12 protein-coding genes are annotated in these 14,148 nt (G+C 68.4%); all 12 read right to left on the bottom strand.

Annotated features, from left to right (window positions below):
• The coding region (gene carB / locus VLG41_RS14340) for a carbamoyl-phosphate synthase large subunit (RefSeq protein WP_325350076.1) at positions 1–3,272 on the bottom strand (3,272 nt) is incomplete at its 3' end.
• Between the two features lie 16 nt (positions 3,273–3,288).
• Positions 3,289–3,648 (bottom strand): hypothetical protein, encoded by a 360-nt coding sequence (locus VLG41_RS14335; protein ID WP_325350075.1) that lies wholly within the window; start codon positions 3,646–3,648, stop codon positions 3,289–3,291.
• Between the two features lie 10 nt (positions 3,649–3,658).
• Positions 3,659–4,825, bottom strand: coding sequence for a glutamine-hydrolyzing carbamoyl-phosphate synthase small subunit (carA, locus tag VLG41_RS14330; protein WP_325350074.1), 1,167 nt, complete (start codon positions 4,823–4,825; stop codon positions 3,659–3,661).
• 162 nt (positions 4,826–4,987) lie between these two features.
• A complete protein-coding gene (locus VLG41_RS14325) occupies positions 4,988–5,761 on the bottom strand; it encodes an RNA methyltransferase (protein ID WP_325350073.1) in 774 nt (257 codons plus the stop codon).
• Positions 5,758–6,447, bottom strand: a complete 690-nt coding sequence (rnhB, locus tag VLG41_RS14320; protein WP_325350072.1) for a ribonuclease HII — start codon at positions 6,445–6,447, stop codon at positions 5,758–5,760. Before rnhB ends, VLG41_RS14325 begins: the two co-directional genes overlap by 4 nt.
• Positions 6,419–7,564, bottom strand: coding sequence for a lipid-A-disaccharide synthase (lpxB, locus tag VLG41_RS14315; RefSeq protein WP_325350071.1), 1,146 nt, complete (start codon positions 7,562–7,564; stop codon positions 6,419–6,421). Before lpxB ends, rnhB begins: the two co-directional genes overlap by 29 nt.
• A gap of 13 nt (positions 7,565–7,577) precedes the next feature.
• Positions 7,578–8,372, bottom strand: a complete 795-nt coding sequence (gene lpxA / locus VLG41_RS14310; protein ID WP_325350070.1) for an acyl-ACP--UDP-N-acetylglucosamine O-acyltransferase — start codon at positions 8,370–8,372, stop codon at positions 7,578–7,580.
• A 16-nt stretch (positions 8,373–8,388) separates the two neighbouring features.
• Positions 8,389–8,829: a 3-hydroxyacyl-ACP dehydratase FabZ gene (gene fabZ / locus VLG41_RS14305; protein WP_035620661.1), complete on the bottom strand. Its 441-nt coding sequence runs from the start codon at positions 8,827–8,829 to the stop codon at positions 8,389–8,391.
• On the bottom strand, positions 8,826–9,878 hold the full coding sequence (gene lpxD, locus VLG41_RS14300) for a UDP-3-O-(3-hydroxymyristoyl)glucosamine N-acyltransferase (protein ID WP_325350069.1): 1,053 nt from the start codon (positions 9,876–9,878) through the stop codon (positions 8,826–8,828). Before lpxD ends, fabZ begins: the two co-directional genes overlap by 4 nt.
• An 8-nt stretch (positions 9,879–9,886) precedes the next feature.
• Entirely contained in the window at positions 9,887–10,420 is a 534-nt protein-coding gene (locus tag VLG41_RS14295) for an OmpH family outer membrane protein (RefSeq protein ID WP_325350068.1), read from the bottom strand.
• Entirely contained in the window at positions 10,420–12,741 is a 2,322-nt protein-coding gene (bamA, locus tag VLG41_RS14290; RefSeq protein ID WP_414652497.1) for an outer membrane protein assembly factor BamA, read from the bottom strand. Before bamA ends, VLG41_RS14295 begins: the two co-directional genes overlap by 1 nt.
• 13 nt (positions 12,742–12,754) lie before the next feature.
• Positions 12,755–14,137 carry an RIP metalloprotease RseP gene (gene rseP / locus VLG41_RS14285; RefSeq protein ID WP_325350066.1) on the bottom strand — a complete coding sequence of 461 codons (1,383 nt, stop codon included), beginning with the start codon at positions 14,135–14,137 and terminating at the stop codon, positions 12,755–12,757.
• Positions 14,138–14,148: the final 11 nt, after the last annotated feature.

Genomic DNA, 14,148 nt, shown 5'->3' with positions numbered 1-14,148 from the left:
TGCGCGTGCATTTCCTGCACGGAAATCACGTCCAGGCTGTTCAGGAACTTCATGCCCTCGACGGCCGCTTCGGCGCCAGCGATGGTGGTGAAGGTCGTCACACGGGCCAGCAGCGCCGAGGTGCGAATGGCGCGCGAGTCGGCGATGGCGTTGCGGCGCTCTTCCACCGTGTTGATCACCAGCGCGATGTCGCCGTTCTTGATCATGTCCACGATGTGCGGGCGGCCTTCGGTGACCTTGTTGACCGTCTGCACCGCCAAGCCCGCGGCCTCGATGGCCGCGGCCGTGCCGCGCGTGGCGATCAGCTCGAAGCCGAGTTCGATGAGCTGGCGCGCCACCTCGACGGCGCGCGGCTTGTCGCTGTTCTTCACCGTGAGGAAGACCCGGCCCGACGTGGGCAGCTTGGTGCCCGCGCCGATCTGGCTTTTCACGAAGGCCTCGCCGAAGGTCTTGCCCACGCCCATCACCTCGCCGGTGGACTTCATCTCGGGGCCGAGGATGGTGTCCACGCCCGGGAACTTGACGAAGGGGAACACGGCTTCCTTCACGCTGAAGTACGGGGGCACGACCTCATCGCCGATGCCCTGCTGGTCCAGCGACTGGCCCGCCATGCAGCGCGCGGCCACCTTGGCGAGCTGGATGCCCGTGGCCTTGGAGACGAAGGGCACCGTGCGCGAGGCGCGCGGGTTCACTTCGAGCACGTAGATCACGTCCTTCTTCGCGCCGCCCTCTTCCACTTCTTGAATGGCGAACTGCACGTTCATCAGGCCCACCACGTTCAGGCCCTGGGCCATGGCCGCGGTCTGGCGCTTGAGCTCGTCCACCGTGGCCTTGCTCAGGTAGTACGGCGGCAGCGAGCAGGCGGAGTCGCCGCTGTGCACGCCGGCCTGTTCGATGTGCTCCATCACGCCGCCGATGAACACGCGGCCGGTGGCGTCGCGCACCGCGTCCACGTCGCACTCGATGGCGTCGTTGAGGAAGCGGTCGAGCAGCACGGGCGAGTCGTTGCTGACCTTCACGGCCTCGCGCATGTAGCGCTCCAGGTCGCGCTGCTCGTGCACGATTTCCATGGCACGGCCGCCCAGCACGTAGCTGGGGCGCACCACCAGCGGGTAGCCCAGCGCCGCGGCCTTCTCCAGGGCTTCGGGCTCGGTGCGCGCGGTGGCGTTGGGCGGCTGGCGCAGGCCCAGGTCGTGCAGCAGCTTCTGGAAGCGCTCGCGGTCTTCGGCCGCGTCGATCATGTCGGGCGTGGTGCCGATGATGGGCACGCCGGCCGCTTCCAGGCCCAGCGCGAGCTTGAGCGGCGTCTGGCCGCCGTACTGAACGATCACGCCGGCCGGCTTTTCCTTGTCGACGATCTCGAGCACGTCTTCCAGCGTGAGCGGCTCGAAGTAGAGGCGGTCGCTGGTGTCGTAGTCGGTGGACACCGTCTCGGGGTTGCAGTTGACCATGATGGTCTCGTAGCCGTCCTCGCGCATCGCGAGCGCGGCGTGCACGCAGCAGTAGTCGAACTCGATGCCCTGCCCGATGCGGTTGGGTCCTCCGCCCAGCACCATGATCTTCTTGTTGGTGGTGGGCTCGGCCTCGCACTCGGCGTCGCCGTGGCCTTCGTAGGTGGAGTACAGGTAGGCGGTGGTGGTGGCGAACTCGGCCGCGCAGGTGTCCACGCGCTTGTAGACGGGGCGCACGTTCTGCGCATGGCGCGCGGCGCGCACGGCTTTCTCGTCGGTCTTGAGCAGCTTGGCCAGGCGGCGGTCGGAGAAGCCCTTCTTCTTGAGTTCGCGCAACGTCACCACGTCGAGTGAGGCCAGCGCGCCCTCGCCTTTCTGGGCAGTCAGCGCGTCCATGGCCAGTTCGAGCTTGACGATCTCCTCGATCTGCACGAGGAACCACTTGTCGATCTTGGTGAACTGGTGCACCTCGTCCAGCGTCCAGCCGGCGGCGAAGGCGTCGCCCACGTACCAGATGCGCTCGGGGCCGGGCTCGCCGAGCTCCTTCTCCAGCGTCTCGCGGTCCTGCGTCTTCTCGTTCATGCCGTCGACGCCGACCTCCAGGCCGCGCAGGGCCTTCTGGAAGCTTTCCTGGAAGGTGCGGCCCATGGCCATGACCTCGCCCACGCTCTTCATCTGCGTGGTGAGGCGGTCGTCGGCGTCCTTGAACTTCTCGAAAGCGAAGCGCGGGATCTTGGTGACGACGTAATCGATCGAGGGCTCGAAGCTGGCGGGCGTGGCGCCGCCGGTGATCTCGTTGCGCAGCTCGTCGAGCGTGTAGCCCACGGCCAGCTTGGCCGCGACCTTGGCGATGGGAAAGCCCGTGGCCTTGGAGGCCAGCGCGGACGAACGCGAGACGCGCGGGTTCATCTCGATGACGATCATGCGACCGTCTTTCGGGTTGATCGAGAACTGCACGTTGGAGCCACCGGTGTCCACGCCGATCTCGCGCAGCACGGCGAGGCTGGCGTTGCGCAGGATCTGGTATTCCTTGTCGGTCAGCGTCTGCGCCGGCGCCACGGTGATGGAGTCGCCGGTGTGCACGCCCATCGGGTCCAGGTTTTCGATCGAGCAGACGATGATGCAGTTGTCGGCCTTGTCGCGCACGACCTCCATCTCGTACTCTTTCCAGCCGAGCAGCGATTCTTCGATCAGCAGCTCGTTGGTGGGCGAGGCCTCCAGGCCGCGCTTGCAGATGGTCTCGAATTCTTCGGGGTTGTAGGCGATGCCGCCGCCCGTGCCACCCAGCGTGAAGCTGGGGCGGATGACGACCGGGAAGCCCACGGTCTTCTGCACGCCCCAGGCCTCTTCCATGCTGTGGGCGATGCCCGAACGCGCCGAACCCAGGCCGATGCGCGTCATCGCGTCCTTGAACTTCAGACGGTCCTCGGCCTTGTCGATGGCCTCGGGCGTGGCGCCGATGAGCTCGACGCCGTACTTGGCCAGCACGCCGTGGCGCCAGAGGTCGAGCGCGCAGTTGAGCGCGGTCTGGCCACCCATGGTGGGCAGGATGGCGAAGCCACCGGCCGTCTGCGGGCGCTCCTTGGCGATGATCTTCTCGACCGTCTGCCAGGTGATGGGCTCGATGTAGGTGACGTCGGCCGTGGCCGGGTCGGTCATGATGGTCGCGGGGTTGCTGTTGATCAGCACCACGCGGTAGCCCTCTTCGCGCAGGGCCTTGCAGGCCTGCACGCCGGAGTAGTCGAACTCGCAGGCCTGGCCGATGATGATGGGACCGGCGCCGATGATCAGCACGGTCTGGATGTCTGTTCTCTTGGGCATCTTGTGTCGGCGCGGATCAGTCCGCGCGTTGATTCAATTTGTCGAGCAGGGCCTGGGCGCGCTCGGCGGGCACGGCCTTCTGCATCAGTTGCAGCAAGCCATCGCCCTGGATGAGGGGACGCAGCACCTCGGCCTCGGCGTCGTGGAAACGCACGTCCCACGCGGCCATTTCGGTGTTGAAGGTCTCGTCGTCCCAGGTCTTGCACTTGGCCAGCAGCGTCACCAGCGGCACGGCCTTGTGGTCAAGGAAGTCCTTGCGGTAGGGCTTCTGCGCCCAGCGCTGCGCAAACCACTCCTTGTGCGGAGACGGCAGCGTGAGTTGGCGCTTGGCAATGGCCTTCTCGATGGCGGCGGCGGGAAAGCTGAAGAGCTTCATTCAGGCCCTGTCAGGCGGCGACGGCCGCGCGTTCCTTCATGAGCGCCACGAAGCGGTCGAACAGGTAGCCGATGTCGTGCGGACCGGGCGAGGCCTCGGGGTGGCCCTGGAAGCAGAAGGCCGGCTGGTCGGTGCGGGCCAGACCCTGCAGCGTGCCGTCGAACAGGCTCACGTGGGTGGGGCGCAGGTTGGCGGGCAGGGTCTTCTCGTCGACCGCGAAGCCGTGGTTCTGGCTGGTGATCGACACGCGGCCGTCGTCCAGGTCCTTCACCGGGTGGTTGGCGCCGTGGTGGCCGAACTTCATCTTGAAGGTCTTGGCACCGCTGGCCAGTGCCATGATCTGGTGGCCCAGGCAGATGCCGAAGGTGGGCAGGCCCGAGTCGATGAGCTCGCGCGCGGCGGCGATGGCGTAGTCGCAGGGCTCCGGATCCCCGGGGCCATTGGAGAGGAAAACGCCGTCGGGCTGCAGCTTGAAGACCTCGGCCGCGGGCGTCTGCGCCGGCACCACGGTGACGCGGCAACCGCGCGAGGCCAGCATGCGCAGGATGTTGTGCTTGACGCCGAAGTCGTAGGCGACGACGTGGAAGGCCGCCTCACCGAGCTGGCCGTAGCCCTCACCCAGCGTCCACTCGGTCTCGGACCAGGCGTAAGGCTTGTCGACCGACACCACCTTGGCGAGGTCCTGACCGGCCATGTTGGGCGCGGCCTTGGCGGCGTCGATGGCGAGCTTGCGGTGGGCGTCGGTGACGGCCTGGCCGGGTTCGAGCGCGAGGATGCAGCCGTTCTGCGCGCCGTGGGTGCGCAGGCGGCGCGTGAGCGCGCGTGTGTCCAGGTCGGCGATGGCCACGGTGTTCTCGCGGCGCAGGTAGTCGCTGAGGGTGGCTTCGCTGCGGAAGTTGGAGGCCAGCAGCGGCAGGTTCTTGATGATCAGGCCGGCGGCGTGGATGCGCGTGGCTTCCACGTCCTCGGCGTTGACGCCGGTGTTGCCGATGTGGGGGTAGGTCAGCGTAACGATCTGGCGGCAGTAGCTCGGATCCGTGAGGATCTCTTGGTAGCCGGTGATCGCGGTGTTGAACACCACCTCGCCCGAGGTCTGGCCGGTGGCGCCGATGGAGATGCCTTCAAAGACCGTTCCATCAGCGAGCGCGAGAAGGGCTTTCGGGTGGACGGGCAGCACGGGAATCTCCAGAAAAGGGGTGGGCTGGCCGTCGCGCGCGGTCGGCAGGTGCCGCGCAGGCTTCGCATCCACCGCACCCTGAAGGCGCTGCGTGGACGGAAATCCTGGGGTGTGGAGCCGCGGCGCGCGAGGCATGGCGCCGATTGCAGATAAACCGCGGAATTATAGCCTTGTGGCCGCGCTCGCATGCAGGCAGATGGCCGCCGCGGCACCGACGTTGAGCGACTCTTCACCACCGGGCTGCGCGATGCGCACGAAGGCCTGCGCGCGCTGCGTCAGCGCCTCGCTGACGCCCTGCCCTTCGTGGCCCAATACCCAGGCGCAGGGCCAGGGCAAGCGGGCGCGGTGCAGCCACTCGCCCTGGTGCGAGCTGGTGACCAGCAGCGGCACCCGCAAGGCGGCCAGGTCGTCGGGCGCAAGCCCTTCGACCAGGCGCAGGCCGAAATGCGCGCCCATCCCCGCGCGCAGCACCTTGGGCGACCACAGCGCCGCCGTGCCCTTGAGCGCGGCCACCTGCGTGAAACCAAAGGCCGCCGCGCTGCGCAGGACGGAGCCGACGTTGCCCGCGTCCTGCAGGCGGTCGAGCACCACGGTGGGCGCGTCGGCTTGCAGATCGGGCGTCTCCGGCAGATCGACCACGAAGCCCATGGCGGGTGGCGATTCCAGACCACTCACACTGGCCATGACGGCATCCGGCAGGCGGACGACGCGCGGCGCGGCGCGGGCCAGTTCGCCGTCGGCACCCGGCCAGCCCGAGGCGCTGAAGACCGCGATGGCCGGGCGCTGCCCCCGCGCGAGCAAGGCGCGGCAGAGGTGATCGCCGTCGAGCCAGACCCGACCGCGCTGGCGGTAGGCCGTGTTGTCCTGGGCCAGGGCGCGCAGCTCTTTCACGAGCGGGTTGTCGCGCGACTGGATGTCCTGCGGTTCGACCGTCATTGGGCCGCCCCCGCGCGGGGCGCTGCGGTGCGGGCCTCTTCGGACGAACCGGCCGGGCTCAGGCGCGCCGCGAAAGCCTGCGCCACCGGCGCGAAGGAGCGCCGGTGAACCACCGGCAGCGGGCCGTGCTGGCGCAGGGCGTCCAGGTGCTGCGCGGTGCCGTAGCCCTTGTGCTGGTTGAAACCGTACTGCGGGTGCTGCAGGTGCAGCTCGTCGAGCAGGCGGTCGCGCGTGACCTTGGCCAGAATGGACGCGGCGGAGATGGCCTGCACCTTGGCGTCGCCCTGCACGATGGCCTCGGCCAGCACGTCCAGCGGCGGCAGGCGGTTGCCGTCCACCAGCACCTTCACGGGCTTCAGGCGCAGGCCCGATACCGCGCGGCGCATGGCGAGCATGGTGGCCTGCAGGATGTTGAGTGTGTCGATCTCCTCCACCGAGGCCTCGGCCACGCTGCAGCACAGGGCCTTGGCGCGGATCTCGTCGTAGAGTCGCGCCCGCTGCAGGGCGGTGAGCTGCTTGGAATCGGCCAGGCCCTTGATGGGCTGGAGTTCGTCGAGGATGACGGCCGCCGCCACCACCGGGCCGGCCAGCGGGCCGCGGCCGGCCTCGTCCACTCCGGCGTGCAGACCGGGCGTGTCCCAGACCAGCGTGGCCTGTTCAGCGAGCAAGAAGCGTTTCGATCGCATCGGTGGCCAGCGCCGCGGTGTCGCGGCGCAGCTCGTGGTGCAGTTGGGCGAAGCGCGCTTGCAAGGCCCGCACGCGCTCCGGGTCGTCGAGCCAGTCGAGCACGGCCTGCGCCAGGCGCGGAGGGGAGGCCTCGTCCTGCAGCAGCTCGGGCACGACGAAATCACCGCACAGGATGTTGGGCAGGCCCACCCAGGGCTGCAGGCGCTGACGCCGCATGATCTGCCAGGAGATCCAGTTCATGTTGTAGGCGATGACCATGGGCCGCTTGAACAGCGCGGCCTCCAGCGTGGCGGTGCCGCTGGCGATCAGGGTCACGTCGCAGGCGGCCAGCACGGCGTGCGACTGGCCCGGCACGATGCGCACCTGTTCGGCCACGCCGGCCTCGCGCGCCACGCGCTCGATGCGCTCGCGCTGCGAAGGCACCGCGGGCAGCACGAAGCACAGATCGGGGCGGGCCTGCCGCATCAACCGCACGGCCTCGAAGAAGCGCCGCGCGAGGTAGTCGACCTCGGAGCCCCGGCTGCCCGGCAGGAGGGCCACCACCGACGCGTCCTCGGGCAGGCCGAGCTGGCGGCGCGCGGCCAGGCGGTCCGGCTCCAGGGGCACCACGTTGGCCACGGGGTGCCCGACGTAGGTGGCCGCGATGCCGTGCTCGGCCAGCAAGGCGGGCTCGAAGGGAAAGATGCACAGCACGTGGTCCGCGCTTGCCTGGATCTTCTTCACCCGCTCGGGACGCCAGGCCCAGATGGAGGGACACACGAAATGCGCGGTGCGCACGCCCGCGGCCTTGAGCGTCGCCTCGAGCTCGAGGTTGAAATCGGGCGCGTCCACGCCGATGAAGACATCAGGCCGCTCGCCTTGCAGCAGGCGCTGGCGCAACTGCGTGCGGATGCCCACGATCTCGCGGTAGTGGCGCAGCACCTCCACGTACCCGCGCACGGCCAGCTTGTCGCTGGGCCACCAGGCGTCGAAGCCCTGCGCGGCCATCTGCGGGCCACCGATGCCCACGCTGGTGAGCGCCGGCCAGCGCTGTCGCAGGCCGCCCAGCAGCAGGCCCGCGAGCAGATCGCCCGAGGCCTCGCCGGCCACCAGCGCGAAACGTGGCGACGAACTCACCTGGCCTCCGTGATCAGCGAACGATGCCGCGCTGCGCCGAAGTGCCGCGCAGGAAGCCCAGCATCAGCTCCACGTCTTCGGCGGCCTCGGGGCGTTCGGTTCGCAGCGCGTCGATGCGCGCGGTGGCCTGCTCGAGCGTGAGGTCGTCTCGGTACAGGGCCTTGTGCATGGCCTTCACGGCCGCGATGCGCTCGGCCGAGTAGCCGCGTCGGCGCAGGCCCTCGAAGTTCATCGAGCGCGCGCCAGCCGGCTGGCCCTGGGTCATCACGAAGGGCGGCACGTCGGCGAACAGCAGCGAGCACATGGCCGTCATGGCGTGCGGGCCGATGCGCACGAACTGGTGCACCACGGTGAAGCCGCCAAAGATGACCCAGTCGCCCACCTCCACGTGGCCCGCGAGCTGTGTGTTGTTGGCGAAGATGGTCTTGTTGCCCACCGTGCAATCGTGCGCGAGGTGCACGTAGGCCATGATCCAGTTGTCGTCGCCCACGCGGGTGACGCCCTTGTCACCGGGCGAGCCGATGTTGAAGGTGCAGAACTCGCGGATGGTGTTGCGGTCGCCGATGACCAGTTCGCAGGGTTCGCCCGCGTACTTCTTGTCCTGGGGAATGGCCCCCAGCGAGTTGAACTGGAAGATGCGGTTGTCGCGGCCGATGGTGGTGTGACCCTCGATCACGCAATGCGCGCCGACGGTGGTGCCGGCACCGATCTTCACGTGGGGCCCGATGACCGTGTACGGGCCAACCTCGACCGTGCTGTCGAGCGAAGCCGAAGGATCGATGAGGGCCGTGGGGTGAATGAGGCTCATGCGCACGCCCCTGGCGTCACGCGATGGTGCGCATGGTGCACATGAGCTCGGCCTCGCAGGCCACGTCATTGCCCACGCGGGTGACGCCCTTGAACTTGTAGATACCGGCCTTGGCGCGCTCCAGCGTCACGTCCATCAGCAACTGGTCGCCGGGCTCCACCGGGCGCTTGAAGCGCGCGCCGTCGATGCCGGCGAAGTAGTAGACCGTCTTGTCGTCGGGCGCCACGCCCAGGGTGTCGAAGGTCAGCAGCGCGGCGGTCTGCGCCATGGCCTCGAGCATCAACACGCCGGGCATCACGGGCCGGTGCGGAAAGTGGCCGGTGAAGAAGGGTTCGTTGATGGTGACGTTCTTGAGCGCCTGGATGCGCTGCCCTTTCTCGATCGAGATCACACGATCCACGAGCAGGATGGGGTAGCGGTGGGGCAGCAGTTTGAGGATCTGGTGGATGTCCATCAGGCGTCGTCCGTTCTGGTCTGGGCCCGCGCGATCGCTTGTTCCACGGCCTTGAGCCGTTCGCGCAGGCGGTTGAGCTGCTTGAGCGAAGCAGCGTTCTTTTCCCAGGCGGCATTGTCGTCGATGGGGAACATGCCGGTGTAGTGCCCCGGCTGCAGGATGGAGCGCGTGACCACCGAGGCGGCCGAGATGTTGACGCCATCGGCCAGCTTGAGGTGGCCCAGCACCACGGCGCCGCCGCCGATGGTGCAATGCGCGCCGATGTCGGCGCTGCCGGCCACGCCCACGCAACCGGCCATGGCCGTGTGCGCGCCCACGCGCACGTTGTGGCCGATCTGGATGAGGTTGTCGAGCTTGACGCCGTCCTCGATCACGGTGTCGTCGAGCGCGCCGCGGTCGATGCAGGTGTTGGCGCCGATCTCCACGTCGTGGCCGATGCGCACCGCGCCGAGCTGCTCGATCTTGATCCATTGCCCCTGGTGCGGCGCGAAACCGAAGCCGTCGGCACCGATCACCACGCCACTGTACAGGATGCAGCGGTCGCCGATCGTGCAGCGATCGCCCAGCGTGGCGCGCGGGTGCAGCACGCTGCCCTCGCCCACCGCCGCGCCGCGGCCGATCACGGCGTGCGCGCCGATGCGCGCGCCAGCGCCCACCGTGGCGCCCTCGGCGATCACCGCGAACGGCCCGACGTCGACGCCGGGACCCAGGGTGGCGTCGGGGTGCACGCTGGCCAGTGGATCGATGCGCGGCGCGCGCGCCGGCTCGTGCCGCTCGCGCCACCACTGGGTCAGGCGCGCGAAGTAGAGGTAGGGGTCGTCGGTGACGATGCGCCCGGCCCGATCGGCCGTGACCGCCTCGAGCGCCGGCGGCACGATGAGCGCACCGGCCTGGGAAGCGGCGATCTGGGTGGCGTAGCGCGCGCTGGCCACGAAGGCCAACTCGTCGGCGCGGGCGCTGCCAAGTGGCGCGAGCCGCTGCACGGAAAAGGCCGGGTCACCAAGCAAGCTGCCACCGAGGGCATCGACGATGGCGCCCAGCGGTGCTGCCACGGCAGGGCTTACTTGCCGCTGTCGAGCTGGGACATCACGCGGTCGGTGATGTCCACGCGCGGGCTCACGTAATAGGCTTCCTGCACGATCAGGTCGTACTTCTCGGCCTCGGCGATGGTGCGGATCACGCGGTTGAGCTTCTCGACCACTTGCTGCAGGGCCTCGTTGCGGCGCAGGTTGAGCTCTTCCTGGAAATCGCGCTGGCGGCGCTGCAGGTCGCGCTCCTGGTCAACCAACTGGCGCTGGCGCGGCGTGCGCTGGCTTTCGGGCAACGTGGGCGACTCGCGCTCGAACTTTTCCACGGCCTGGCGCAGTTGGTCGGCCGACGCGCGCAGGTCGCGCTCACGCTTGGAGAAATCCTGCTCGAGCTTGGCCGAGACGGCCTTGGCCGTGCTGGAGTCGCGCAGGATGCGCTCGACATTCACGGCGCCGACCTTGGCGCCGGCCTTGGCGTCCTGCGCCGCAGCCCCGCCAACCATGGCCAGCGCAAGCGACACCGCCAAGGCGAAATGCCGTGCAAACAGGCGAATTGGGGTATTCATCAAAAGGACGTTCCGATCTGAAACTGGAATCTCTGGATTCTATCGCCCTCAAACTTGCGAATGGGGTTAGCGAATGCAATACGCAATGGGCCAATCGGCGAGATCCAGCTGACGCCGAGACCCACCGACGCCCGCATGTCCGAGGCGTTGGGGCGGTTGTCGTTCTCGCCGAACACGTTGCCCACGTCGGCGAAGGCGAACATCCGCAGGGTGCGGTCATTGCCCGCCCCCGGGAATGGCGCGATGAATTCGGCATTGAGCGCCACGCTGCGGTTGCCGCCGATGTTGATGACCCCGCCGGTGGGCGAGTTGATGACGGCGGAGGTGGGACCCAGGGTGCCGCCCTCGAACCCGCGCACCGAGCCCAGGCCGCCACCGAAGAAGTTCTTGAACACCGGGTACGGGCGGCCATTGAGGCCCTTGCCGTAGCCCAGTTCGGCGTTGAAGGCCAGGGTGTACTGGCGCGTCAGCGGGTAGTACTGCTGGAACTGCAGGTTGGTCTTGGCGTAACGCGCGTCGCCCCAGGCGCTGAGTTCGCCATTGATGCGCATCAGGCGCCCCTTGGTGGGCACCAGCGAGCTGTCGCGGCTGTCGCGGGTCCAGCCCAGCGTCAGCGGAATGGTGTTGCTGGTGCGGCCGAACTCCTGGGCGTAGTCCTCGTAGGCCTGCGGCAGGAAGTCACCGGGTTCGATGGTGGTCTGTTCGATGCCGGCGCCGAAGAACACCGTGTCGAGTTCGGTGAAGGGCACACCGAAACGCACGCTCGCGCCCTTGGTGACCAGACGGTAGTCGCCGTCCTGGTTGTCGTAGGGGCGCGTGGTGCGGTAGTAGGCATCGAAGGCGCGCGAGACGCCGTCCTTGGTGAAGTACGGGTCGACCGTGCTGAGCACCAATTGGCGGTTGAACTTGCTGGTATTGATGTCCAGGCCCAGGTAGTTGCCCGTGCCGAAGACGTTTTCCTGGCGGATGCCCGCCACGATCGACAGCTTTTCCTCCTGCGAGTAGCCGGCGCCCAGCGTCAGGTTGCCGGTGGGCTTCTCAGCCACCGTGACCGTGAGGTCCACCTGGTCGGGCGAACCGGGCACTGGTTCGGTGTTCATCTCCACCGAGGTAAAGAAGCCCAGGCGGTCGACGCGGTCGCGCGAGAGCCGGATGCGATCGCTGTCGTACCAGGCCGCTTCGAACTGGCGGAATTCGCGGCGGATGATCTCGTCGCGGGTGCGGTTGTTGCCCTCGACGTGGATGCGGCGCACGTACACGCGACGCTGCGGCGAGGCGCGCAGGGTGAAGGCCACGCGCTTGTTGACGCGGTCGATCTCGGGCGCAGCTTCGACCTGGGCAAAGGCGTAGCCGAAGTTGCCGAAGTACTCGGTGAAGGCCTTGGTGGTGTTGGTGACGTCCTCGACGTTGTAGGCCTCGCCGGCCTTGAGCGTCACGAGCGACTTGAATTCCTCTTCGCGGCCGAGGTAGTCGCCCTGCAGGGCCACCGAGGACACGACGTAGCGGTCGCCTTCGGTGATGTTGAGGGTGACCGACATGCTCTGCTTGTCGGGGGAGATGGCGACCTGGGTGGAGTCGACGCGGAAGTCGATGAAGCCGCGGCTGAGGTAGTAGGAGCGCAGGGTCTCGATGTCGGCGTTGAGCTTCGCGCGCGAGTAGCGGTCGCTCTTGGTGTACCAGCTCAGCCAGTTGCCGGTGTCCAGGTCGAACAGGTTGCGCAGCGTCGATTCGGAGAAGGCCTGGTTGCCGACGATGCGGATTTCGGTGATCTTGGCAATCTCGCCTTCGGTCACGCTGAAGTTCAGGTCGACGCGGTTGCGCTCGCTCGGAGTGACGGTGGTCACCACCTCGGCGGCGTAGTAGCTGCGGTTGATGTACTGGCGCTTGAGCTCCTGCTCGGCGCGGTCGGCCAGGGCCTTGTCGAAGGGCCGCCCCTCGGTCAGGCCGATGTCGCGCAGCGCCCCACGCAGCACCTCGTCGTTGAACTCGCGGATGCCGGAAAAGCTCAGGCCGGCGACGGTGGGCCGCTCCTCGACGATGACGACCAGCACGTCGTTGTTGATCTGCAGACGCACGTCGCTGAACAGGCCCAGGCCGAACAGGGCGCGAATGGCGGCGCTGCCCTTGTCGTCGTTGTACTGCTCGCCGATGCGAAACGGCAGCGACGCAAAAACGGTACCCGGCTCGACGCGCTGCAGCCCCTCGACGCGGATGTCGCGCAGGGTGAAGGGATCGACCGCCCATGCCGGCAAGGCGGCTAGCAGGGCCATCGCGAGCGCAGACAGACTCAGGCCGCGAAGACCTCTTTTGTGTTGATTCATGCGAAGGAAATGTTCAGCCGGCGAGGCGGACGACATCGTTGAACAGGGCAACGGACATGAGCGCCATGAGCACCACGACACCACCACGCTGCAGGCGCTCCATCCACGCGTCTGACACGCTGCGGCCGGTAAGCGCCTCCCAAAGATAATACATGAGGTGCCCCCCATCGAGGACGGGCAGCGGTAGCAGGTTGAGCACGCCCAGGCTGACGCTGATAAGGGCCAGGAAGGTGAGGTACGAGCTCAGGCCGAGGCTGGCGGACTTGCCGGCGTAGTCGGCGATGGTCAGGGGGCCGCTGAGGTTGCTCAGCGAGGCCTCGCCGATCAGCATGCGCCCCATCATCTTCAGGGTGAGCCAGGACACTTCCCAGGTCTTCACCACGCCGCGCACGAGGCCGTCGACGGGCCCGTGCCGCACGGTCAGCATGGCCGGGGCGTCGCCCACGTAGGCCTCCACCCGCGCGACCCATTCACCGCCCTGCTGCTGGGGGCGCGGCGTCACGGACAGGCTCAGGGACTGGCCACCGCGATCGATGTCCCAGCGCTGCGCGCGGGGCTGGCCCTGGGGGCCCACCGACTCACGGATCAGGCGCCGCAGTTCCTGGCCGTCGCGCACGGGCCGACCGTCGATGCGACGTACCAGGTCGCCGTCGAGCAAGCCGGCCGCCTGCGCGGCCCCGCCGTCGAACACCTGGCCCACGCGCGGCGCGGTGTGCGGCGAGGTGATGCCGATGCGCCGGAACAGGGAGGCGTCGGCCTCGCGCACGTCCAGGCCGGCCAGCGGCAGCGTCACGGGGCGCGCGGGCGCCTCGGGCGCGGCGGCGACCCACAGCGTGAGGTCGTGGCCATCGAGCGCCGCCTGGGTGATGCGCCAGCGCAGGTCTTCGAACGACACCACGCTCTCCCCCGCGCCGTCACCGTCGCCATCCCCGTTCGTTTCGCTGGCGCGCAGCACCCATTCGCCGCCGTGCAGGCCGGCGCGCTCGGCCAGGGTGCCGGCGGCCGGTGCCGAGAGCACCGGTTGCGGCTCCTCGACACCCGCCCAGTTGATCGCCGCATAGATGAACGCGGCCAGGAGCAGGTTGGCCACCGGACCGGCGGCGACGATGGCCGCGCGCGAGCGCAGCGGCTGGGTGTTGAAGGCCAGGTGGCGCTCGGCGGGATCAACCGGCGCCTCGCGTTCGTCGAGCATGCGCACGTAGCCGCCCAAGGGCAGCGCGCCCACCACGAACTCGGTGGGGCTGCCAGCGCGGCGCCAGTTCAGGATGGGCTTGCCGAAGCCGACCGAGAAGCGCAGCACCTTGACGCCGCAGGCCACGGCCACCCGGTAGTGGCCGTATTCGTGGACGGCGATCAGCAGCCCCAGGGCGACGATGAAGGCGATGACGGTGAGCATGGGTGACTCGC

The organism is Hydrogenophaga sp. (genome assembly GCF_035481345.1).
GTDB lineage: Bacteria > Pseudomonadota > Gammaproteobacteria > Burkholderiales > Burkholderiaceae_C > Hydrogenophaga.
This window is presented reverse-complemented; position numbering and strand designations above follow the sequence as displayed.